This is a genomic window from Saccharibacillus sacchari DSM 19268, assembly GCF_000585395.1.
GTDB classification, from domain to species: Bacteria; Bacillota; Bacilli; order Paenibacillales; family Paenibacillaceae; genus Saccharibacillus; species Saccharibacillus sacchari.
Genome location: NZ_KK073875.1, coordinates 3,423,391 through 3,446,528 on the forward strand (window position 1 = coordinate 3,423,391; position 23,138 = coordinate 3,446,528).

Sequence of the window (23,138 nt, forward strand, 5' to 3'; positions counted from 1 at the left end):
CATTTAAAAACTAATGAGTTTCAAAGTTAAGTTAGTGTTCATGATGCCTCTCATGTGATTATTTACGAATCATGTTTTCCCAAATTGAGCTTTCACTCCTTTTTGCTTTAATCTAATCTACTGGTTTACAAATCGAATGATATTCTCAGAATTTTTTTAAAAGGAGAAGTGGATTTTAATACTTTTTCCAGAATAAAGCTTACCAAAGCGAGTGGAATAAGCAAGCGTATATGAAACGTGAACAGCCCGCTCAGGATAGATCCTACAGCGGGCTTTTTTTAATCGACGGATTGTAAAATGAAGTGCAACACCTCGAACTGAATATAAAAAGGCCCAAGGCCGGACTCGTGTAGAATGAAGTCACCATAACACCCTCTACAAGGAGAATCCGACCATGGACTATACGCATTTTAGCATAATCGAGCGTAGTAAACTAGAGTTGTTGCGTAGTCAGGGAGTCGGGGTACGAGCCATTGGCCGGGCACTCGGACGTGCGGCTGGGGCCGTCAGCCGAGAGCTTAAACGTAATGGAACCGACCGGAAATACAAGGCCCAAGAGGCACAAAACGCCTACGTTTCCAGAAGGGGAAATTCGAAGCCACACGGCAAGTGGAATCCGGCATTGGCGAGCGAGATCGAGGCTGACTTCGAAAAGACGTATTCACCCGAACAAATCCAGCACAGCCGTAAAGCCAAAGGACTTCCTACGGTTGCTTTCAAAACGCTGTACAACTGGCTCTATGCCGGTCTGCTGAGCCGGGGGAATCTCCAAGTTCTACGGCACAAAGGCAAGCGCCAGAAACCGCCGGAGACGCGTGGACGTTTTCAGATTGGGAAATCTATTTGGCAGCGCCCCAAAGCTATCCGTGACCGGGAAACATTCGGTCACTGGGAACTAGACACGGTCGTTTCCAGCCGGGGAAAAAGCAAAGCTTGCGTCGCGACATTCGTCGAACGAAAAACACGTTTTTACCAAGCCATTAAGATGCCGAATCGGACCGCGTTGTCGATGGAAATCGCGTTTGGCGTGCTGGCCGCACCGATGCCCAAATCAGCGATTCAAACCGCAACGGTAGACCGGGGCAAAGAGTTTGCCTGTTACAAATCGTTAGAGCGTCTGCACGGCGTAGACGTGTATTTCGCCGATCCGTATTGCTCTTGGCAGCGTGGCTCCAACTAGAACGCGAACGGCTTGCTTCGGGAATTTTTCCCTAAAGGTCACGACTTTGCTCAGGTGACAGATGCCGAACTTGAACAGGCGCTTCACCTCATCAACAACCGGCCTCGCAAATGTTTAGGTTGGAAATCCACACACGAATCCTTTCAGAATGAAGTGTTGCACTTGGGTTGACAATTCGTCATATATTATTTAGTACTACACATACAAAGATCAAAGATATCTTTAAAAACAGACTGACAACATTTTGATAATATTGTCAGTCTGTTTTCGTTGTCTCTTATCAAAAGCAGTATGCGAGTTAAATATTCTTTGTTAAGAGTCTTTGCTGATTTTATAGACGAATATTTTTTTGCCTGCTATACTGTTGATAACCAATCTCATTTAGGTTTTAAAAATGTCACACCAAAAATCACAAAATATCTGAAGATGTACGATTAGTGACGTTGATCTTAAATCATAAATGTACGATTTAGGCGTATTGAAGGCATAAGTTGATGGTCGTTAATCGTATACGAAACGCAATCGCCGATAACGATTATCACTATCCATAAACACAACATAGACTCCGGGGGGACGTTAGAGTAATGAAAAAAAACACATGCTGGATAGCGGCACTTATGCTGCTGTTCGTACTTGTGCTGAGCGCTTGCGGCAATGCGCAGACAGAGCAAGTAGCCACGACGGAAACAAACACAGAGGCTGCAACGTCGGAACCTGCGGCTGCGGAAGAAACGGCATCGGGAACGGTTACTTACGAATCGGAGACGGGTCCCGTGGAAATCCCGGCCAATCCGACCCGCATCGTCGCGTTAACGAATGCGCCGAACGTGCTTTCATTGGACGTCACGCCGATCGGCGTCGATCAATGGACGGGCGAAAATCCGTTGTTCACCGATAAGCTGAAGGACGTTGCGGTCGTATCGGAAGAACAACCGGAAACGGTAGCCGCTTTGGCTCCGGATCTGATTATCGCCGGATCGCATATGAAGAACCTGGATCAATTGAGCAAAATCGCGCCGACGGTCGCATACACGTGGGGCAAGCTGAACTATCTGGACCAACAGGTCGAGATCGGCAAGCTGCTGGGCAAAGAAGCGGAAGCGCAAGCCTGGGCAGACGATTTCACGAAAAGAGCGGCTGATGCAGGCGAAAAGATTAAAGCCAAATACGGCGACGACGTTACGGTATCCGTGATCGAAATCGACGGCAAAAGCGCATTCGTCATGGGCGACAGTTGGGCGCGCGGCACGGAAATCGTGTACCAAGCGATGGGGCTGAGCATGCCGGAGAAAGTTAAAGAAGCGGTATCGACGGATGGGTATTATTCGTTGTCGCTTGAAGTACTGCCGGAATATCTGGGCGACTTCGTGCTGGTCAGCCACAGATTGGACGCCAGCAACGAGATCATCGGTTCCGAAGTTTGGAATCAGATTCCGGCTGTAAAAGAAGGACATGTGATCGAGTTCGAATCCAGAGCTTCTTCGTATAGCGATCCGACGACGCTGGAGAACCTGCTCGGTATTTTCGAAAAAGGATTCCTTGAAGATTCGAATTAATTCGAAGATGCAGCAGGTTGACCGCGTTAAATGTCAGGTCTACCCCTATCACTATTAAAAATGCCCGGAACGCAGCGATTCGATCAAGTCGAATCGCTGCGCTCTCGGGCATTTTTGATGTGCGTCGAGCTTACGGTAGCGATACCTGAATGTATGCGAAAAAGCGAAAGAATCTGCGCAGGTTTACCGCGATACGGTCGCCGTTTCCCGCATCGCTGCCGGATTGTCCGGTTGAGGAGGATTGACATCGTCCGGAATCGGACAGACATAAGGTTCTCCCGCCAGTTGAAGAACCAAATCCTGCTTCGCGGTTGCGATCAGCTGCGGATTAAGCAGGGCTTCGATCGCGGTAGCCGCCATTGCTTTTCCGGCATACAGCATCGCTTTGTGCGCATGAGGAGATTGTCCCTGAGAGACGGCTTGCCAGGAATGCCCGGGCGTCGCAAAAGCCCAAGTCGCGGTTGTGCATTGGATCGTCGGAACGAGCCAACTCACATCGCCGACATCCGTGGAAGCGGACATCGGCATGCTGCCTTCGATCAGAGGAGCCAATTCCGGCAAAAGAGGATTCTCCCGTAGAGCCGCAGCTTTTTCCCGACTCATTCGACTGGCCGCAGACTGTTTATCCGGTTCCGGGATCGAAGCGAAAATGCGCTGCGCGAACGCAATTTCTTCGGCAGAAGGCACGGGCGGAGTGATTTGCTCCATATGACGGTGCATCACGCGTTCCAGCGTCGGATTCGGAATCAGATCGGATGTCGCGCCGGTAACGAAAAACTCCATCCGCGTCCCGCTCATCAGCGCTGCGCCTCGGGCTACATCCTTCACGCGTTCAAACAATTCGCGAACCTGGGCCGACTTGGGTGCGCGGATCGAATACAGCACTTCCGCTTCGGACTGCACCACGTTCGGCGCGCTGCCGCCCGTATTCAGCACCGCATAGTGGATACGAGCCTGATCGATCATATGCTCCCGCATATAGTTCACGCCGACGCTCATCAGCTCGACCGCATCCAGCGAGCTTCGACCCAAATGCGGCTCGGCCGCGGCATGCGTGCTTTTCCCCAAGAAACGAAAGCGTACGGTCGTCGTGGCCAGCGAAGTAACCTGCATAATCGCGTTGCTCGTACCCGGATGCCAGGTGATCGCCGTATCCACATCATCAAACAATCCTTTTCGCGCCATAAACGTCTTACCCGCGCCGCTCTCCTCGGCCGGACAGCCGTAAAAACGCACCGTTCCCGCCACCTTATTCGCCACCATATAATCTTTGACCGCTACAGCCGCCGCCAAAGCTCCCGTCCCAAGCAGATTATGCCCGCATCCATGCCCGTGCCCGCCTGCCGCAACCGGATCGAAGCTATCCAATCCTGCCTGCTGGCTCAACCCGGCCAACGCGTCATATTCGCCGAGCAGCGCGATCACCGGTTTGCCGCTGCCGTAGCTGGCAACAAACGCCGTCTGAATCCCCGCCGCCTGCCGCTCTACCGAAAAGCCCTCCTGCTCCAATACCCGACTGAGCAACTCCGCGGACTGAAATTCTTCATACCGAATCTCCGCAAACTCCCACACCCGGTCACTGGCATCCGTGAACATTTTCTTTTTCCGTTCCACCAATTCCGATACTGTTTCTGCAAGACGCATATCAAGCACCTACTTTCTTGGAATAAGGGCGAAGCCCGGTTGAATGTCAAAAATCAAATGGAGCGAAGCGTTGGGCGGAGGGAGAAATTCAGTGAAAGACGCCTTTGAACCGGGAAACATTCCACTAAACATCTAATCGACTTTTCCCGGTGAGACAGTGTCTTGAACGAATTTCTCCCGCAGCCCTAAGCCTTTAGCGAACAGGATTTTCGCAGCAACCCGAAGGGCTGAGACCCTTATTCCGTCTTCTCCCACAGATACACGTTGTTCAACATATCCGGACCGACTTTGCCTTTCAGGCTGTTCGACTGCGCGGACATCAAGTTATCGACATACATCGCGAACTGAGGGATATTTTCGTGGAAATACTGTTGGACTTCGTTATAGGCTTCTTTGCGTGCCGCCGTGTCGGTTTCTTTGGCGCCCTGCTCGATTAGAGCTGTCAGCTCGGGATCATCGATTCCGGTGAAGTTCATTGCGCTGGTCGGCGTGAAGTAGTTGAAGACGGAGCTTGGATCGGCGGTGTACGGGATCGTGACGACGCCGACTTCGTAATCGTTGGACACCAGCTTTTGCAGCAAGGTCGGGAAGTCGAACTTTTGAATTTCAACTTGCAAGCCGATTGCTTTCCAGTCGGCGGCGACCAGCTCGGAGGCTTGCTCGCGGACCTTGTTGCCGACCGGGATCGAGAAGTGGATCACTTGGCTGAAGTCCCATCCGGCTTCTTGCAGCATTTTTTTCGCGGCATCCGGGTCAAAAGCGTACGGTTCGATGCTGCTGTCGTAGAACGGGTGAGTGCTCGGCAGCATGTTATCGACGATCTCGCCGTTGCCTTTTAGCAGCTTGTCGACGATTTGAGGGCGATTAACCGCCATTTCGAGGGCTTGGCGCACCTTTGGATCGGTCATTTTCTGCACGTTGAACATGACGGAGACCGGCGTGCTGATCGGCGAGAAGGAAGAGGTTACGTTGGTCATATTCGATACTTTTTCAAAGTCTTCGACCGGAATAAGGCCTGTGCGGTCCATATTCGCGTCCACTTCTCCGGTTTGCAGCTGCGCGACCAGATTCGGAGCGGTCAGGATTTTGACGTAGAGCTCAGCAAGCTTCGGCGCGCCCAAGTAATAGCTTTCGTTGGCTTTGTATTGTACGTATTGGTCTTTGGCGAATTTCACGAAGCTGAACTGCCCGATCGAGACGGTCGGGTTTTGCATGTAGGGGCTTTTGTCCAGATCCGCCGGAGCGGTATCTTTCAGCACGTGCTGAGGGAGAAAACGGACTTTACCGCTGAAGTTATCATTGAAATAGGTGATCTCGACCGGATATTTGGTTGTGATCGTAAATGTCTTATCGTCGACCGCCGCAAAGCCTGAGATCGCGGTCTGACCTTCGTCGAGTTTGCCGGAATCGTTCAAGCCTTCGATAAAGGACAAGTTGATATTGGTCGTCACGGCCGGAGCGGCGATCATGCCCAGCGTGTATTCGACGTCTTTGGACGTGAAGTCGGTACCGTCGTTCCAAACGGCTTTGTCTTGCAGATGGATCGTGAACGTCTGATTGTCTTCCGTCTCGATCGATTCCGCCAGGCGAGGTTCGAATTCCAGCTTGTCGTTCACCACCATCAGGCTGTCGTTCATGATCGAAGTGGCTTGGGTCGAAGCGGTGTCGTTGGGGTTGATCGGATTGAACGTCGTCGGCGGATTGACAATGCCGATCACTGCCGTGCCGCTGCCCGACGAGGCAGAGGAAGCTTCCGTCGCGGCGGCTTCGTTCGTGGTCGTATATCCGCTGCCTCCGCAGGCCGACAGGGTCAAAGCAAAGGCTGCGGCGAGCAGCAGTCCCGTAAATCTTTTTTTAGTGTTTGTCATGAAGTTGACCCCCTGTAAAAGTTCGGATGTAAAACGCGTTGCGAAGCTTTTCGATACGGTGAATCTTTACGGACAGTCCGGCTTATTGCTTCGGGTCGAGCGCGTCGCGCAAACCGTCGCCGACGAAGTTGATCGCCAGCACCGTCAGCAAAATCGCCATGCCGGCAGGCAGCCACAGCCACGGTTGACCGCTCAGCACGGAGATGGACTGGGCTTCGCTGAGCATGTTGCCCCAGCTTGCGGTCGGCGGCTGAACGCCCATGCCGAGAAAACTGAGTCCGGATTCGGTCAAGATCGCGGAAGCGACGCCGAATGTGGCATTGACGATGATCGGAGCCAATGCGCCGGGGAAGATATGCTGCCGGATGATGCGCGGCGTCTTCAGTCCGAGCGAGACGGCGGCCCGTACATGGTCAGCTTGCTTGAGCGAGAGTACGCTGCCGCGTACCAATCTCGCGATGCTCGGCCAAGAGAATAACGCCAACACCGCAATGATGGTGAAAAGACTCGGCCCGACGACGCTGACTACGACGAGAATGACCATCATGAACGGAAAAGCCATGAACATGTCCGTGATCCGCATGACCAGCGTATCGATCCAGCCGCCGTAATAAGCGGACAACAATCCGACCACGGTGCCGAAAGCGACGTAAATCGCGACCGTAGCGAAGCCGACGAGGAGAGAGACTTGCGCTGCCGAAATCAATCGGCTGAGCACGTCGCGTCCGATCTGATCCGTACCGAGCCAATGGGCCGAGCTCGGCGGCGCGGAGAAGTCGCCCGCAACCTGATCCGGCGGATACGGCTGCAGCAGCGGGGCAAACAATCCGACGGCGAACAGCAGGATACAGAAGAACAATCCGATCACGGCCATCTTGTTTTTCGAAAAACGGCGAGAGACTTGGCGGAATCGGCTTTCCAACTGTTCGACCTGTGCGTTGGCAGGATTCTGTACTCCCGCAGAAGCCAATGCCTGAAGCTTGGTTGAAGACATGAACGTCACCTCCTGAAAGTGGGCGATAGACTTTGCATAGACGAATGCGAACAACGACATTGAAGAAGCGATTATCCCACCTTGATCCGGGGATCGGCCGCGGAATACAGAATATCCGTCAACAAGTTGGCGCCGAGTACGGCGACGGCCGCGATCAGATTCAGCGCCATGATCGTCGGATAATCGCGCGACATCATCGACTGGAGCGTCAACTGGCCGATGCCCGGCCATTGGAAGATCTGCTCCGTGATGATGGCGCCGCCGAGCAGAATCGGAATTTCCAGGCCGACGACGGTGATGACCGGCAGCAGGGCGTTGCGCAGCGCGTGCTTGTTCGTCACCCAAAATTCATGCACGCCTTTGGAACGGGCGGTGCGCAGATAATCCTGCTTCAGCACGTCCAGCATGCTGGCGCGAACATAGCGGACTTTGCGTCCGGCGATTCCGGTTGCCAGCACGATCGCGGGCAGGATCATATGCAGCATCCGGTCTCCGAATCCGCCGTCGCCGCCGAGCTTCTGCATGCCGCCTGTCGGCAAAATGCCCAGATTGACCGCGAAAATATAAATCAGCGCCAGACCGAGGAAAAAGTTCGGAATCGAAGTGCCGATAAACGAAAGTCCGGTAACCAGATAATCGATCTTCGTATTTTGCTTCAGTGCGCTAAGAATGCCCAAGGGCACGGCGATCAATAGCGCAAGCACCAGAGCGGCGAGCCCGAGCGTTACGGTCGGCATGATCCGTTCCCCCACGAGCTGGGCCACAGGCGCATACGAACTCATCGAGTAGCCGAGATCCCCGGTGAGCAGCGTTCCGAGCCACTTGACGTACTGAACGAACAGCGGATCATTCAGACCCAGTGCTTCCTTTTTGGCTTCGGCGATCTCCGGCGACATATTCGGGTCGATGTACATGTCGACCGGGTTGCCGGGAGCCATGTTGACGATAATAAAATTAATGATCGTGATCCCGAGCAGCACCGGAATAAAGATCAGCAGCCGCCGCGCAATATAAGTCACCATGCGAAATCCCTCCTTTTATTTGGCGTCAAGCAGTACCGATGCCGGCGAAATGTTCTTGTCTAAAACGTGAAATGGCACGCTGCCGCATGCCCGTCGGACGCTGCGGCAAGCGGCGGTTCTTCTTGGCGGCAAAGCTCCTGCGCAAACGGACATCGGGTATGGAAACGACACCCGGACGGCGGATTGGCCGGGGAAGGAACATCCCCTTGCACCACGATCTTTTCCCTTCCGCGCAAGTGGGGGTTCGGAACCGGATAAGCATTCAACAACACTTTGGTGTAGGGGTGCTTCGGATTGCGGAAAATGTCTTCTTTCGTCCCGATCTCGACGACTTTGCCGAGATACATGACCGCGATTCGCGTACTGATGTATTTGACTGCACCCAGTCCGTGAGCGATGAACAAATAGGTCAGGCCCAGATCCTTTTGCAGTTGTTTGAGCAGGTTGAGAACCTGAGCCTGAATCGATACGTCCAGCGCGGAGACCGGTTCGTCGCAGACGATAAACTTGGGGTTCAACGACAACGCGCGCGCAATGCCGATCCGCTGCCGCTGTCCGCCGGAAAATTCATGCGCGTAGCGGTCTTTGTAGGAGCGGGGAATCCCTACGGCGTCCAGCAAGCGATCCACCTCGGCTTCCGCCGTGGCGGCGGTCGCTTTGCCATGCGCGAGCATCGGTTCTTTCAAAATATCCCGAACCCGCATCCACGGATTAAGCGAGGAAAAAGGGTCCTGGAAAATCATTTGCATCTCCGTTCGCAGCGGTCGCATTTTCGAGATCGAGTAGCGGGTGATGTCTTCGCCCCGGTAGGTGATCTGTCCGCCCGTCGATTGCTCCAGCCGCAAAATCGTGCGTCCGATCGTGGATTTTCCGCAACCGGATTCGCCGACAAGCCCCAATGTTTCGCCTTCGCGAATATCCAGGCTGACGCCGTCGACGGCTTTCACATGGCCTTTGACGCGACCGAGCAATCCTTTGCGAATCGGATAATAGGTAGTCAGTCCGTCCAAGCGCAACAGCGTGTCGGCCGTATCCGGTCGAACGGCGGCCATGGGCATTTCTTCAAATTCAATCATGTCGTCACTCCTTTCGCGGACGAAACCGGAATTGGGCTTGCTGCTTCCGAATCGCCTTGAGCGACCCAGCAGCGAACGCGATGCCCTTCGGCCAATTCGAGCAGCGGCGGCGCTTCGGCGGAGCATTTCTCGGTCGCGAGCGGGCAGCGGGTATGGAACCGGCAACCCGAAGGCATGTTTTGCAGCGGAGGCACGGTACCCGGAATCGAGGCCAACGTCTCTTCGTCGTCTCCGTCGAGGTGAGGGATCGAGCCCATCAGGCCCGTCGTGTACGGATGCAGCGGCTTATCGAACAAGGTGAATACGTCTGCTTCTTCCACGACCTGTCCCGCATACATGACGATCACTCGATCCGCCATCTCCGCCACGACGCCCAGGTCGTGGGTGATCAGCATGATCGCCGTACCGGTTTCTTCCCGCAACTTTTTCATCAGATCCAGAATTTGTGCCTGAATGGTCACGTCGAGCGCGGTAGTCGGTTCGTCGGCAATCAACAGCTTAGGTTCGCAGGATAGGGCAATCGCGATCATGACCCGTTGGCGCATGCCGCCCGACAGCTTATGCGGATACTCGTCCATGATCTCTTCCGGACGCGAAATGCCGACTTTGCGCAGCATGTCGACCGCATGGTTGCGTGCCGCTTTGCCTTTTACGTTCAGATGCAGCATGATCGATTCGACCAGTTGACTGCCTATGGTGAACACCGGGTTAAGCGACGTCATCGGGTCTTGAAAGATCATCGATACTTCGCTGCCTCGGATCTGACGCATGGCCGATTCGGCCAACCCCGTGATATTGCGTCCGTTCAGTCGAATCTCGCCTTTGCGGATCGAGCCGGTCTTGCCAAGCAGCCGCATAATGGAGAGCGAGGTGACGCTTTTGCCGCAGCCCGATTCGCCGACGATGCCGAGCGTCTCGCCTGCTTTCAGTCGGAAGCTGACGCCGTCGACCGAAGTCACTTCCCCGCGTTCCGTGCGAAACACCGTTTCAATTCCGTCTACTTCGAGCAAATCGTTCATCGCATCTGGCTCCTCTCTTATGTCAGGATAGCTTTCGTTGATGTCCTCATTGTAAGGAGAAGCTCTGTTTTCTGAAAGTAACTTGGATTGGTTTTTGGGTCTTGGTTTGCAGAGAAAGTAGGGTTTAAACCGGAAAAAGTGTCATTACTTGCACAAGGGGTGTTTTTTTTATGCTTTAACGTTGCAGCGCGAGCGGCTATAATCGACGTAAAGCGTCATAGAACGACAAAAGAAGGGGAGAGTAGTGTGAAGAAAGTTTACAGAGCCTTTTTTATTCGCAACCTTTCATCCTTCATGCTGCCTGTCCTCATTCCGCTGGTCATGCTGGGCGGCTTATCGATCGCGATCATTCAGCGTTATGTGGGAATCGAGGCGCAAGCGGCTAACCAAAACGTGCTGGAACGCATGCAGGGGAACGTGGAGCTGCTGTTCGAGGAACTCGATACGCTGCATATGCATGCGGTCTCCAGTGCGCTTGAATTCGATCGACTGCGAAATATGCTGAATGAGCCGCTGCCGAGCGCCGAAGATTATCGGGAATTGGCTTCATTCAAAAACTTCATCGATTCTCCGGCCATTGCCAGACCTTATATCGAATCGATCTATGTTTACGTGGAAAATGATCGCGGCCGCTTTATCTCTTCCACGACCGGAGGGACTATGGCGTTCGACGACACCTATGACGCGGATTGGTACGGCAGTTATGCGGCTCATCGCGAGGCGGGAACGGACAAGCAATGGAGCGAACCGCGTTCCTTCGACAAATATGGGTTGGCCACGTTTCGCACGGATGTCATTTCGCTGTATCAAATGCTCGATATCGAAGGGAAAAATGACGCCGTGATCGTTTTGAACGTGCGACTCGACTATTTGAAGGAACAGCTTGCGTGGATGCCGACTTCCTCCGACCAGCATCTGCTGATCACGGATTTGCAGCGTCAGGTAATCGTTCGCGGCGACGAGCCGAATCCGTCTTCCTTTACGCCTCGAACCTTGTTCGATCCGCTGCGTCCCGAACGTTTGTACGGAGAAGCCGCGCTGGGATATGAAGTGTTGGAACTGCAATCGCCCGAGTACGGTCTGCATTTCGCGTCGGTCACGCCGAAGGCGGCTTTGTACGAACTGCCGATTCGGCTTGCGTTATATACGGGGATCGCCGCTCTGCTATCCATCTTGGCTGCGGTCGCGGTGAGTTTGCTTTTTGCCCGGCGCAACGTTCGCAATATTCGGCATATCGTGGATATGCTGCACGATGCCGAACAAGGAACCGAGCCGGCCGCGCGAGCGGGGAAGAACGACGTCAACGCTTATATCGTGCAGCAGATTCTGGCGAATTTTTTGGAGAAAAAGTATTTGAAAACGCAGCTTGCCCGACGTAAAGCAGTCAATGAGCTGATGGAGCTGAGCGCTCTGCAATCGCAGTTGAATCCGCATTTTCTGCTCAATACGCTGGAGACCGTGAAATGGAAAGCGGCAGCGTTGGCAGGCGGCATGGATAATGAACTGACACAGATGATCGAGCAGCTCGGCGAGATTTTGAAAGGCGCGTTGGATCTGGAAGAAAAAGAAGTCGCGATCGAGGAGGAAATTCGTTATACCGAATCTTATCTGGCCATTCAGCGCATGCGAAGCGGCGAAGCTTTTGACGTGGTTTGGGACTGCCGCGCGCAAGGGAAAGATATTCGGATCTTGAAGCTGCTGTTACAGCCTTTGGTCGAAAACAGTCTGCTCCACGGTCTTCGCGGACAGCAAGGCGGCGTTATTAAAATCAAACTTTACGAGAGTAGGGGGATGCTGCGTTTATCCGTGTTCGATAACGGCCGCGGAATGACGCCTCGACGGCTTCGGGAACTGCAAGGCAAACTTGAAGGTCCTTTCGGGCAGTCTGCGCATATCGGCGTATCCAATACGCATAAGAGATTAAGGCTTGCTTACGGAAAAAAATACGGACTCCGGATCTATAGCCGCGAAGGAAAAGGAACGCTGGTGCAAATCGTGATCCCTCTGGCACTGGTTAAAAAAGCAGGAGGAATTACTGAAGATTCAAATCATAATGAAAGAGTTGTGTGATATTTTCTGTAATTTTCTTGGTTGTCGAATCGTTAACAGTGTTATATAATCGAACAAAAAAAGGAGGTTGGTGCATGTATAAGCTGCTGATTGCGGACGACGAAGCGGAAATCAGACATGGGTTGGGAAATTACTTCCCTTGGAGCGAACTGGGATTCGAAGTGGACGGATTTGCGCAAAACGGACTTGAAGCGCTGGAATATATCGGTTGCCATTCCGTCGATGTCCTGCTGTGCGACGTGATGATGCCGGTCATGACCGGTATTGAGGTGGCCGAATACTTGCATAGACAAAAGACCTCTCCGCGCATCGTGTTTCTTAGCGCGCATCGGGATTTCGACGCGGCCTGCCGCGCCATGGAATTCGGAGTGCGCAGTTACATTCTGAAGCCGACGCGCTATCAGGAATTGAAAGATACGTTTACGGCGCTGAAAGAAGCGATGGATCAGGAAGCGCAAACCGCCTTGGTGTCGGAACCCGGGGAAACGAGCAGACCCTTGTTCCCGTTGCAAGAAGGGGCTTCCGATCCGATCATCCTGCGCATCATGAGGTACATCGAGGACGATTGCTCGGAAGCGACGCTGGAAGGATCGGCGTTGGCCGTACGGATGAATCCCACTTATGTGAGCAAATATTTCAAACAGAAAACGGGTATTAATTTCTCGGAATACTTGAACGACGTGCGGATGTTCAAAGCGGCGGGAATGTTGGAAGCAAGCGGCTGCCGGACATATGAGGTTAGCGAAGCGGTAGGGTATCAGAACCCGAAAAACTTCACCCGTTCGTTTAAGCGCCGATTCGGCAAAACGCCAAGGGAATTCAGGCAAGGGCTGGGGCTGTAGAGGGATAAGATCGACAACAACGTTCAAAAGAAAAATTCGGAGCTGCCGAGAACTTCTCGGCAGCTTTTTTTGTATAGGGATTTTGCGCAGAAAGAGAACATTTATGAATGAATAAGGAATCTTGCAATGAAATCCTACTTTTTGGATGCGGAGAAGGTATAATCAAAACTTGGGGACTGGTAACTTGCTTGAATCCGGATCACGCATTCGCGTTCATCCAATTCAAACAATCGGCCGATTTGAAAGCATGAAATCATCAGAGGGAGTGGAACGCATGGGGAAAAAGATCGCCAAATGGGCAGGGGTTGCGCTGGCGGCTGTGTTGACGACAAACATGTTGGGAAACGGAGGGGCCAAGGCAGAAGGCGATTCTTCGAATCTGTTCGGGGATGTTCAAACGGGTCATTGGGCAGCTAGCGGAATCAGCAAAGGGGTAGCCAAAGGCTATGTCGCAGGCTATACGAACGGGACTTTTAAACCCGATATGAACGTCACGCGGGCCGAATTCGTCAAAATGGTCGTGTCGGCGCTGAATCTGCAAGTCGGATCGCAAACGGACAAATGGTATGCACCTTATGTGGCTTCCGCTGGCGAACAAGGTTTGTATAAGACGGACGACTTTGCGAATACGGAAACGAATTGGAACAAGACGCTCACCCGCGAAGAGATGGCACGGATCGCAAGCCGGGCAATCGGCCAGAAGGAGAATGAAAAAGAACACCCCTGGATGTACATCCCGGAAGGCAAGTGGATGTATACCGCGACAAAGAACGGACTCATGACCGGAGTAGGAAGAGGAGAAATTGCACCGGACGGAACCACGACGAGAGCGCAAGCGGTCGTGGTTATCGAGCGGATTCTGGCGGCGAACGCCGGAGAAAAGCTCCCGGTCGACAAATACGCGGTTAGCAGCGCCGAAGTATATTGGCACGGAACGAATATTTTCACGGTGATGCCTGAAGTGTTTTACGCGCCTGAGAAATGGATCGGAAGCAACGGGAAAAACGAGTCTGCGGACTTTTGGAACGAGAAGAAAATGACGGTCAAATCAAGAGACGGACTCTATGAAGGGAAGTTGGATACCTTAATTGCCATCGATCTTGCCGATCCGAATGATCCGAATTTGAAATTGCTTCCGCCGATCAAAGAACTGAAGTGGGACAATAACGTCGGCAATCAAAACATCAACGATCTTCCCGTTTCCAAGCAGATGAATAGCTATATTTTGTATTACAAAACAAGAACGATATCCAATAAAAGACCGGAAGTTTACTCAACGCATTTTCCTCCTCATTTTCAAATAAGCGGGTTTGATAGTCCGAACCGGGATGATTTTTATAAGAAAGGAATACTGAACACCATAACTCGCGTATATCACAAAGAACCTTTTGATACCACGGCTTGGATTCTTCCTAAAAAAGGTTATGTGAGATCGAGCTCGATTTCGATCGGGGTTCGAACACCGACCGCAGGGAATTACGGATACTTGGTTAGTGATATATTAGAGTTCAGTTATCCGCAATCGACCGGCGAATAAGCCAAAAGAAAGAATCACAATGAGCAGTTTTTCATAAAAAAAAGTCGGATCCCTCGGGAACCCGACTTTTTTTGCGCAACTTGAAATGTTATACCGAAGCTGCCTCTACCGTCGTCGCTTCCGCCACGGCATTCAATCGCCCGTCCACAATCGCCAGAAACGCTTTGGCCGACATCATCAGCGCGCGTTCGTCGAAATCGAACTTCGGATGATGATGCGGGAAATTTTCTTGATCTTCGAAAGCCGCGCCGACCATCAAGAAGCTGCCCGGTTTTTCCTGAAGATAGTACGAGAAGTCCTCGCCGCCCATCATCGCCGGAAGCTCCACCAGCTTGGCGATGCCGCTGTCGGTCAAGATGCGAATGACTTCGTCCGTTTCTTTTTCATGGTTAAACGTTGCCGGATAACCGCGCAGATAGTCGATCTCGCACGTCGCGTCAAACGAATGACATAATCCTTCGCTCAAAGCGGTGATGCCCTGTTGAATCTTGTCGCGGGCTTCTTCCTGGAAGGTGCGCACGGTTCCGGTCATTTTGGCTTGATCGGCGATGACATTATGCGTTGTGCCTGCATGGAACGAGCCGACGGTTAACACGGAAGGGTGCATCGGATCGACGCGGCGGCTGATCAGAAGCTGAAGCTCCGTAATCAGCTGCGCTCCGAGCGCTACGGCGTCGATCGAATGGTGCGGCGATGCACCGTGTCCGCCTTTGCCTTGAATCAGAATTTCGAACAGATCGGCACTGGCTGTCAAAAATCCGTGCTTGTATCCGATCGAACCGTACGGCTGAAGCGAGGCCAGATGGATACCGTATACTTCGTCCACGCCGTCCAAGCAACCGTCTTCGATCATCGCTTTCGCTCCGCCCGGCGGCGCTTCTTCCGCGTGTTGATGCAGCAAAACGATGTTACCGGCCAACTCGTCCCGATATTCGCTCAACACCTGCGCAACCGCCAACAGCGAAGCCGTATGACCGTCGTGTCCGCAAGCGTGCATCACGCCCGGCACCGTCGACTTGTAAGGCACATCCTTCTCATCTTGAATCGGCAACGCATCGAAGTCCGCACGCAAAGCAATCGTCGGCCCCGGCTTACCGCCGCGAATGGTCCCGACCACGCCATTGCCACCCACTCCGGTTCGAACCTCAATTCCGCCAAACCCACTCAGCGTTTCTGCGACAAAAGCCGCCGTAGCCGCTTCCTGAAACGACAACTCCGGATTGCGGTGCATATGACGTCTCCATTCCACCATCGTACCTTCCAACTCAGCCAGTCTCGCGTACCATGTTTCCATGAAATCATCCTTCCCGGGAACGCCTATGCGCCATAATTTGAAATACCTCTTCCGTTGCTGCTTCCAGCTTAAAACGATGGAAGAAAAAGTAACAGACCCGTTGCTTCGCTTTTGTATCTCTAGTTGTATGGTTTTATAAAAACGACACCGGAATAGGATGCTCATTTTGGAAAAGGTCTTCACAGTTGACATGAAAAAGGAGCCGTTAATGGCTCCATCAGAATGCTCTCGGAAGTCACGTATGCGGGAGAAGACAGAAGGCTCCGAGAGAAATTCGTTCAAAACGCTGTTTCACTTGGAAAACTGGATTGGAATTTGGTTTGGAAGTTTTACAAGTTCAAAGGCGTATTGAACTGAATTTCTCTCTCCGCCTTCTGTCTTCCAGCTACGTTAGACTTTCTTGATATGTTGACGAAGCCATTAATGGCTCCGTTTGATGTGTAAGCAAAGCTGCGCTCACCGATTAAGGTGAAGAGCGCAGTATAAGTTTTTACTTCTTACCCTTATAGCTTGTTAAGCTGTCAGAAAGTTCTTAAAGGTAGCCAAGCGACCAGCGGAGGGGAAAATTCAGTGAAAGACGCCTTTGAACGAGGAAAGCTGAAAGCTTTCTTCGTGAGACAGCGTCTTGAACGAATTTTCCCCGCAGCGCCCAAGCTTTTTACCGACTAGGACTTTCGCCAAGCGGGTTAACGAAGCCGCCGCTCACCGTTTTCGTCCAATCCGCGGAACATTTTCAACACGACGATCAAAATAATCACCATCACCAAAATCGGAATCCATATCGCGCTGAACGGCATGTTGATCTCTGCAATCCCCGCTACAAGCGCGCCGAAGCAATAGATCACCACCGCCGTAAAACGCAGCCAAGTCTCCCCGCCGATCTTCGAAGTCTTTTCCTTGAGGCGGAATCTTTTGCGGAAAAAGGCCACAAAGTCTTCGATCACGCTCGCGAGATTGTTGGTTAGAACCGTGGTAGAAATCCCGGCGATCCCTAGTTTGCGAGCGGCAGTCGTCTGCATGCCCATCGCGCTGCTAAGCAGCAGAATCAACACATGCAGCAGCGTCTCGCTCATCACCGGACCGGCTAATGCGGCGAAAATGAAGTAGAACGCCAATTCGATAAACAGAATCAGGGTTATTCGAGCAGGCCAGAAGCCTTTGGCTTTTCCGCCGCTGAGCAATATCGCTGCCGCCGCGTTCCCCGCGATAAAGCCGATGCAGGCCAATGCCGCCCGCAGGAAGGATAATTCCGCGACATGCGCGAACGACATCCCGAGAATCACGATATTTCCGGTCATATTCGCCGTGAAAACGCGTCCCAAATGAATATAGCCTATGACGTCGACGATCCCAGCCGACATACACAGCAGCATCAAAACGCCGCTGCGCCAAGTTTTGACGTGCAAATTATTCATTCCTTTCATGTAAACTCACCTCTACGATTCTCGCAAGAAAGTCGGTAAAGTTCAAGAAAATACAGAAAGAAAAATGAAAATGTGGCTTTATCCGTGTTAGAAAAAGGAATGATCGGATAAAGAGGAATTTATCTTCAAAAAGGTTATGATAAAAGGGAAGCTTGAAAAGTTCGTATTGAGTGCGTAGATGAGACCTTCGAACAACTTCACGATGTCGAGGGTATGACGCTCGCGCTTCGGTCAAAGTCGCCTTTACCAAAGGAGGGATTTTTTGCACGCTTTTTATCTGATTTTGAGTTGGTCGTTGGCAGCGATCGTACTCATATTGATCTTGTTGATTTTCGTCTCGAGCATTCGAAATGGCATAACGCCCATGCCGACCAGTCGCCCTGTACGGCGTATGGTCATGCGCGAGATCGACCGACTGCCGGAAGGGAGCGAGATCGTGGAGGCGGGGTCGGGTTTTGGCACGCTGGCTGTGAAACTGGCAAGACGTTTTCCGTTATGCCGGGTGACGGGGGTGGAAAATTCGCTCGTGCCATTGTGGGGATCGAGGTTGCTGGCGGCAGCTAATCGATTGCCCAAGTCGCGATTGGTCTTTCGGCGAGGTGATCTGTTCGAATATCCGTATGCGGATGTCGATCTGATCGTGTGCTATCTGCATCCCGCCGCGATGCGTCGGCTTGGCCCTATACTGCGAGAGCGGGCGAAGAGCGGGACAAGGGTGGTGAGCGTGTTTTTTGCTTTTGACGATTGGGAGCCGGCTTCGGTGGCGGTATGCAGTGATTTGTACCGTACCAAAGTGTATGTATATCATGTAGGACGTCAGCATCCGCTGGATCTAAAGGTGTAACTGCTGGAAGAGAGCGGCGAAGAAGCCGTGGCTCTAAGCGTAGTTGCACCATTAAAACCTCTGTAGTTCGCCTATTGTTATCATTTCCCATAGTAAAAGGAGCGATCGTGAAATGGAATATGCCAAATTGGGTCAAACGGGATTGGACGTCTCCAGATTGTGTCTCGGCTGCATGAGTTACGGGATTCCCGAGCGTGGCGCGCACGAGTGGACGATGGGAGAAGAAGAAAGCCGTCCTTTCATCAAGCGAGCGCTGGAGCTGGGAATTAACTTTTTCGATACGGCCAATGTGTATTCGGACGGAACGAGCGAGGAGATCGTGGGGCGTGCGCTGAAGGATTACGCAGACCGAGACGAGATTGTGGTAGCGACCAAGGTACACGGCAAGATGCGAAAAGGGCCGAACGGCGGAGGGTTGTCGCGTAAAGTGATCATGACGGAGATCGACAACAGTTTGCGGCGGCTCGGCATGGACTACGTCGACTTGTATCAGATTCACCGTTGGGACCCGCAGACGCCGATCGAGGAGACGATGGAAGCTTTGCATGACGTGGTCAAAGCGGGAAAGGTTCGTTATATCGGGGCATCGTCGATGTATGCTTGGCAGTTCCTGAAGGCACAGCATACAGCGGAGCGGCACGGCTGGACGAAATTCGTCAGCATGCAAAACTACGTCAATCTGCTGTACCGGGAAGAAGAACGCGAGATGCTGCCGCTTTGCGAAGCGGAAGGCGTCAGCGTCATTCCGTGGAGTCCGCTGGCGCGCGGGCGTCTGACCAGGGATTGGGAAGAAAGCAGCAAGCGTTCGGAGACGGACGCGTTCGGTAAAACGTTGTACGACAAGACGGAAGAGGCCGATCGGCGCGTAGTCGAAGCGGTGGCGGCAGTCGCGAACGAACGCGGCGTACCGAGAGCGCAGATCGCGCTGGCCTGGGTGCTGCAAAAGCGTCCGGTGACTTCGCCGATCGTGGGCGCCACGAAGACTCATCATCTGGAGGATGCGGTCGCCGCGTTGTCGATCAAGCTGACGGATGAGGAGATTCGGCGGTTGGAGGAGCCTTACGTGCCGCATGCGGTGATGGGACATCAGTGAGCGGTGATTAGGCGCTAGATGTATTAGACGCAAAGCGAAACGGCACGGCACGAGCAATAAAAGCATGTGAAACGTGCGAAAACGCTGGCGAAAAAGAGGATTGGCGTGAAAAGCATGAACAGAGGATTGCTGATCGCAGTACGCTTTTTACGTAAAGAGGTCAAAAGAAGGAAGGAGTGCGGAATTAACTGCGAAAATCCATTTATTTAGCCGAATTTTAGCGTTTTGAGAGAAATAACTGCATATATCCAGTTAAATGGTCTGATCTGCACAGAATAGTGGACGATCGCGCCAAATAACTGGATATACGTAGTTATTTTTTTGAGATGTTTGATGTTGAAAAAATTAACTGGATATATGCAGTTATTTCTGGATTGGATCGAAAAAAGACTACAAATGGCGGATCGCCGAGCTTTGTAACGTATAACGAACGATTCGCTTGCCGTCTGTTCCAGTTATACCTTCGAATAAATGTTGATCGCAAAGCAAGCCCAGCGCCTTAACCGCGGTTCGATGATCCAGCCCAAGATGCGAGCTAACATCGATAGGACGAATCGGTCGACCGAGCGTGCAAGCCAAACGGATGATCTCGCGATCTACTACAGTAATTTTTGTGCCGATTTCAGAGTTGCTTGTATATCGTCCCAATACCATCCGCAGAAGCGTCATACATAGTTCCGGGCGTTGAGCTACATCATCATAGGCAAAAGAAATCACTTGAAATCCCATTGCGGTCAGAAAAGTCTCGCGGTTCAGCTCCCGGCAGAATTTGCGGCGATCCATGTCTTGAACATGCGGGCCGAAGCCTTTGATCTCGATCACCAATTTGACGTAAGGCGTGATCCAGACGAAGTCGCAAAAGTAGGTGAGTCCTCGCCAATCCGTGACTTCATACTCCGGGTGCAGATGGTCGAAGTTTTGCCGGAGCGGCCACCAGACGTTGCGGCAAAATAGCTGTTCGGCTTCGCGATGTCCCCGTTCCAGACGATCCCGACGTTCGCCGGAGCGTTCCGTAAGATGGTGATCGAGAAATAAACGGTGTGCGGATTTAAAATCCATGATAAAGCCTCCCTGATAATCCGAATTTGCGTAACGAATGGCAATGAAGCAGCGATAATGAAGCATAGCGATACGAATAACGAGCGATCGATAGGATAAAACACAAAAAACGTCCCGGCTTCTTTCCTCGTTAAAGGACAGGAGCGGGACGTTCTTCGTCACCGATTCGTTATGAAAAAGATGCTTTTATTATAGAGCTAAAATAACCCGAACGCAAAACGGAAAGTTATGCGTATCGCGAATCGAAAACAACTTAAGAAGCCGAAGCTTCCAGCGCCGCTTCGATCGCGGCATTCGCTTCAGTCAGCGAAACCGTGCCTTTCGGCTGAATGTTGCCTGGCGTTACTTCAACCAGGAAACCTGCTTGTACCAGTTGGGCAACAGGAGTCTTTGCGTAAGCCGCAACGCTCGAAGCGTCGTCGAATGCGCTCAGTACCGAAGTCGCGTTAACGGTCGGCAGTTGTTGTTTCAACACGTTAGCCAAGATCGAAGCCAGCTCTTGACGAGTGATTTCTTGATCTGGGTTGAACTTGCCCGCGCCGTAGCCTTTGATGAAACCGGCGTTGACGGCTTCGGCGATCGCGTCTGCGTAAGGAGCGTCGGCAGCTACGTCAGTAAAGGCTTTGCTTGGAGCGGAAACTGCGTTCAGATCCAAAGCTTCAACCAGTTTGGACACGAAGTCCGCACGGGAGATACCGTCAGTCGACGGAGTCGAAGGCGCCGTTGCCGGGCCGTCCGCATCCGGAGCTTCCGAACCCGCAGCCGGCGTGTTCACGATACGACCGTCAATTTTTGCCGTGATCGCAGCGCCTTTGAAAGTATCCACAATGTACTTGTAGAAGACGTCCAGGTCGATCGGGCCTGCCAGCGAAGCACTTGCTTGGGTCAGCACTTTGTAGTTATCTCCGCCGCCTGCCATGAAGTTGTTCACGACTGCCGTGTACGACTTGGCCGGATCGATTGCGGTGCCGTCTGCCAATTGCAGATCGCTAACGCGCTCGGCTACCGGTTTGTTCAGGTCGGCTTTGTACTTCAGGCCGGAGATTTGCAGCGTTTTGGTGTTCGGCGTACCGTCCGCGTTCGTTCCCCATTGTTGTTCCAACAGCTCTTGCACTTGCGCGCCTGTCAGAGTCAGCTTCACGAGCGTGTTGCCGAAAGGCTGAATCTTCGCCAGATCGGCAAAGGTTACGTCGCCTTTCGGCAGATCGGCACGGATACCGCCCGGGTTCATGAACGCGAAGTCGGCGGCTTCCGCTTTATCGCCGAAATCGGCAGTACGCATGGCGTCAGCGATCAGGTTGCCCAGTGCCGCTTCGTTGTTGTAGGCATCCGTGCGCGTCACCGAACCGTCTGTCGTTCCGACCGGTTTGGTCAGTTCCGGGTGCTTCTCCAGGTATTTCTCGATCAGGGCCACGGATTCCGCGTCAGGCGTTACGCCTTCTTGGAACGTTGTGGTTACGGTAGCGGATTTCTCCGTCACGTCGCCTGTTTTCGGATCGATCATCAGCTTGATATCTTCAAACGCCGTACCGTACGAGTAAGCTTGAACGATCAGTTTGCCGTTGACTTCGCCGTTAGCCAGAGCGTGGTTGTCGCCGGCTACGATGACGTCGATCGGCGAATCGGCGGGAAGAGCTTTCGCCAGATCGGCCGCTTCGCCCGTCGTTACGCCTTCCTTCGTGGAAGCCGGGTCATGCGCGAGAACGATGATCGTCTCGACGCCTTGGTCTTGCAGTTCTTTCGCATATTTGTTGACCGCCGCCACTTCTTCTTCGACGCTCAGGAAACGAACGCCTTTTGTACCCGCAGGGGATACTTTCGCCGGAGTCGATTTGGTCACGAGACCGATAAAGCCGATCTTCACGCCGCCTACTTCTTTGATCACGTAAGGATCGATCAGCGTTTTGCCTGTTGCTTCTTCGATAACGTTCGCGTTCACGTAGTCGAAGTTGGCGCCTTTGTGCGTCACGACGCCGTCTTTCGGATCCAGGCCGCCGTTCAATTGGGCTTTGAGCGCGGCAATGCCTTGGTCGAATTCGTGGTTGCCCAGCGAGCCGACGTCGAAGCCCATCATGTTCATCCATTCGATGGTCGGTTCGTCGCGTTCCAGCGAAGAGATTGGAGCGGAAGCGCCGACGGAGTCGCCGTTGTGGAACAGAAGCGAATGCTCGTATTTGGCTTGAGCCTGCTTCAAATATGTAGCGAGAATAGGAGCAGTGCCAGCCGCTTTGTCGGCTACGATCGAAGTCGTGTCCAGCTGTCCGTGCAGATCGTTAATGCCGAGCAGGTGGACTTCGACGTCGCCTTCAGCTGCCGAAGCGGTTCCCGCGGCGCCCAATACCTGAGCCGAGATCAGCGCTGCCGCCGCGAACCCGACGCTAGGTCTTCTCCAAGATTTCCAATTCATAAACGTGTATTCCCCCTAAGTGTTTGTTGGTGCCGTCATATTGTATCACAGGGATTTTTTTAAAATCAAAGGTTATGTAAGCGCTGTGTTAAATATTTTTAAAATCGTTTTCGAAAAACGCGGATTTGACAGGTCGGTCGCGTCCGTGATATAAAGTGAATCAATAAGCGTCCGGCCTGCGGAGCTTTATAGAAAGCGTTGAAGGGAAT

16 protein-coding genes, 1 pseudogene and 1 other annotated feature (1 of these 18 running past the window's edge) are annotated in these 23,138 nt (G+C 52.7%); of the genes and pseudogenes, 7 read left to right on the forward strand and 10 right to left on the reverse strand.

Annotated elements, in window-relative coordinates:
* Window positions 1–394 precede the first annotated feature (394 nt).
* Window positions 395–1,351, forward strand: a pseudogene (locus SACSAC_RS14545) (IS30 family transposase).
* Between the two features lie 413 nt (window positions 1,352–1,764).
* Entirely contained in the window at window positions 1,765–2,736 is a 972-nt protein-coding gene (locus SACSAC_RS14550) for an iron-hydroxamate ABC transporter substrate-binding protein (RefSeq protein WP_037287649.1), read from the forward strand.
* Between the two features lie 183 nt (window positions 2,737–2,919).
* Here the strand turns inward: SACSAC_RS14550 and SACSAC_RS14555 are convergent, their stop codons facing one another.
* From SACSAC_RS14555 to SACSAC_RS14580, 6 genes are all read right to left on the reverse strand, one after another.
* On the reverse strand, window positions 2,920–4,380 hold the full coding sequence (locus tag SACSAC_RS14555; protein WP_037287652.1) for a M20 family metallopeptidase: 1,461 nt from the start codon (window positions 4,378–4,380) through the stop codon (window positions 2,920–2,922).
* A 236-nt stretch (window positions 4,381–4,616) separates the two neighbouring features.
* The gene (locus SACSAC_RS14560) at window positions 4,617–6,248 is read right to left on the reverse strand and encodes an ABC transporter substrate-binding protein (RefSeq protein WP_037287655.1); all 1,632 of its coding nucleotides are present in this window, start codon (window positions 6,246–6,248) and stop codon (window positions 4,617–4,619) included.
* Window positions 6,249–6,330: 82 nt separating this feature from the next.
* Window positions 6,331–7,242 (reverse strand): oligopeptide ABC transporter permease, encoded by a 912-nt coding sequence (gene opp4C / locus SACSAC_RS14565; protein WP_037287657.1) that lies wholly within the window; start codon window positions 7,240–7,242, stop codon window positions 6,331–6,333.
* A 71-nt stretch (window positions 7,243–7,313) separates the two neighbouring features.
* Window positions 7,314–8,264, reverse strand: coding sequence for an ABC transporter permease (locus SACSAC_RS14570; RefSeq protein WP_169833777.1), 951 nt, complete (start codon window positions 8,262–8,264; stop codon window positions 7,314–7,316).
* Between the two features lie 59 nt (window positions 8,265–8,323).
* Window positions 8,324–9,340 (reverse strand): ABC transporter ATP-binding protein, encoded by a 1,017-nt coding sequence (locus SACSAC_RS14575; protein ID WP_156951007.1) that lies wholly within the window; start codon window positions 9,338–9,340, stop codon window positions 8,324–8,326.
* Window positions 9,337–10,359, reverse strand: coding sequence for an ABC transporter ATP-binding protein (locus SACSAC_RS14580; protein WP_037287660.1), 1,023 nt, complete (start codon window positions 10,357–10,359; stop codon window positions 9,337–9,339). Before SACSAC_RS14580 ends, SACSAC_RS14575 begins: the two co-directional genes overlap by 4 nt.
* 246 nt (window positions 10,360–10,605) lie before the next feature.
* Between SACSAC_RS14580 and SACSAC_RS14585 the strand changes: the two genes are divergently transcribed.
* From SACSAC_RS14585 to SACSAC_RS27170, 3 genes are all read left to right on the forward strand, one after another.
* Complete coding sequence (locus SACSAC_RS14585) at window positions 10,606–12,429, forward strand: cache domain-containing sensor histidine kinase (RefSeq protein WP_037287662.1); 1,824 nt, start codon at window positions 10,606–10,608, stop codon at window positions 12,427–12,429.
* 74 nt (window positions 12,430–12,503) lie between these two features.
* A complete protein-coding gene (locus SACSAC_RS14590; protein ID WP_037287664.1) occupies window positions 12,504–13,271 on the forward strand; it encodes a response regulator transcription factor in 768 nt (255 codons plus the stop codon).
* Between the two features lie 274 nt (window positions 13,272–13,545).
* Window positions 13,546–14,808, forward strand: coding sequence for an S-layer homology domain-containing protein (locus SACSAC_RS27170; protein WP_051507131.1), 1,263 nt, complete (start codon window positions 13,546–13,548; stop codon window positions 14,806–14,808).
* An 88-nt stretch (window positions 14,809–14,896) separates the two neighbouring features.
* Here the strand turns inward: SACSAC_RS27170 and SACSAC_RS14600 are convergent, their stop codons facing one another.
* Both SACSAC_RS14600 and SACSAC_RS14605 read right to left on the reverse strand, forming a co-directional pair.
* Window positions 14,897–16,102, reverse strand: coding sequence for an amidohydrolase (locus tag SACSAC_RS14600; protein ID WP_037287666.1), 1,206 nt, complete (start codon window positions 16,100–16,102; stop codon window positions 14,897–14,899).
* A gap of 686 nt (window positions 16,103–16,788) precedes the next feature.
* Window positions 16,789–17,526 (reverse strand): YoaK family protein, encoded by a 738-nt coding sequence (locus SACSAC_RS14605; RefSeq protein ID WP_245608644.1) that lies wholly within the window; start codon window positions 17,524–17,526, stop codon window positions 16,789–16,791.
* A gap of 262 nt (window positions 17,527–17,788) precedes the next feature.
* Between SACSAC_RS14605 and SACSAC_RS14610 the strand changes: the two genes are divergently transcribed.
* Window positions 17,789–18,370: a class I SAM-dependent methyltransferase gene (locus tag SACSAC_RS14610; RefSeq protein WP_051507132.1), complete on the forward strand. Its 582-nt coding sequence runs from the start codon at window positions 17,789–17,791 to the stop codon at window positions 18,368–18,370.
* Window positions 18,371–18,482: 112 nt separating this feature from the next.
* A complete protein-coding gene (locus SACSAC_RS14615; RefSeq protein WP_037287667.1) occupies window positions 18,483–19,463 on the forward strand; it encodes an aldo/keto reductase in 981 nt (326 codons plus the stop codon).
* A gap of 390 nt (window positions 19,464–19,853) precedes the next feature.
* Here SACSAC_RS14615 and SACSAC_RS14620 read toward each other — a convergent pair whose 3' ends face one another.
* Both SACSAC_RS14620 and SACSAC_RS14625 read right to left on the reverse strand, forming a co-directional pair.
* The gene (locus tag SACSAC_RS14620) at window positions 19,854–20,522 is read right to left on the reverse strand and encodes a DUF559 domain-containing protein (RefSeq protein WP_037287669.1); all 669 of its coding nucleotides are present in this window, start codon (window positions 20,520–20,522) and stop codon (window positions 19,854–19,856) included.
* Between the two features lie 253 nt (window positions 20,523–20,775).
* Window positions 20,776–22,929 (reverse strand): 5'-nucleotidase C-terminal domain-containing protein, encoded by a 2,154-nt coding sequence (locus SACSAC_RS14625; protein WP_037287672.1) that lies wholly within the window; start codon window positions 22,927–22,929, stop codon window positions 20,776–20,778.
* A gap of 189 nt (window positions 22,930–23,118) precedes the next feature.
* Window positions 23,119–23,138, forward strand: a binding site (T-box leader) (it continues 228 nt past the right edge of the window).

Excerpts from the sequence above, each read along its gene's own strand:
- SACSAC_RS14550 (WP_037287649.1), top strand. The coding sequence starts at position 1,765 with ATGAAAAAAAACACATGCTGGATAGCGGCACTTATGCTGCTGTTCGTA.
- SACSAC_RS14580 (WP_037287660.1), bottom strand. The coding sequence starts at position 10,359 with ATGAACGATTTGCTCGAAGTAGACGGAATTGAAACGGTGTTTCGCACG.
- SACSAC_RS14555 (WP_037287652.1), bottom strand. The coding sequence starts at position 4,380 with ATGCGTCTTGCAGAAACAGTATCGGAATTGGTGGAACGGAAAAAGAAA.
- SACSAC_RS14625 (WP_037287672.1), bottom strand. The coding sequence starts at position 22,929 with ATGAATTGGAAATCTTGGAGAAGACCTAGCGTCGGGTTCGCGGCGGCA.
- SACSAC_RS27170 (WP_051507131.1), top strand. The coding sequence starts at position 13,546 with ATGGGGAAAAAGATCGCCAAATGGGCAGGGGTTGCGCTGGCGGCTGTG.
- SACSAC_RS14600 (WP_037287666.1), bottom strand. The coding sequence starts at position 16,102 with ATGGAAACATGGTACGCGAGACTGGCTGAGTTGGAAGGTACGATGGTG.
- SACSAC_RS14570 (WP_169833777.1), bottom strand. The coding sequence starts at position 8,264 with ATGGTGACTTATATTGCGCGGCGGCTGCTGATCTTTATTCCGGTGCTG.
- SACSAC_RS14590 (WP_037287664.1), top strand. The coding sequence starts at position 12,504 with ATGTATAAGCTGCTGATTGCGGACGACGAAGCGGAAATCAGACATGGG.
- SACSAC_RS14560 (WP_037287655.1), bottom strand. The coding sequence starts at position 6,248 with ATGACAAACACTAAAAAAAGATTTACGGGACTGCTGCTCGCCGCAGCC.
- SACSAC_RS14615 (WP_037287667.1), top strand. The coding sequence starts at position 18,483 with ATGGAATATGCCAAATTGGGTCAAACGGGATTGGACGTCTCCAGATTG.
- SACSAC_RS14620 (WP_037287669.1), bottom strand. The coding sequence starts at position 20,522 with ATGGATTTTAAATCCGCACACCGTTTATTTCTCGATCACCATCTTACG.
- SACSAC_RS14605 (WP_245608644.1), bottom strand. The coding sequence starts at position 17,526 with ATGAAAGGAATGAATAATTTGCACGTCAAAACTTGGCGCAGCGGCGTT.
- SACSAC_RS14575 (WP_156951007.1), bottom strand. The coding sequence starts at position 9,340 with ATGATTGAATTTGAAGAAATGCCCATGGCCGCCGTTCGACCGGATACG.
- opp4C (WP_037287657.1), bottom strand. The coding sequence starts at position 7,242 with ATGTCTTCAACCAAGCTTCAGGCATTGGCTTCTGCGGGAGTACAGAAT.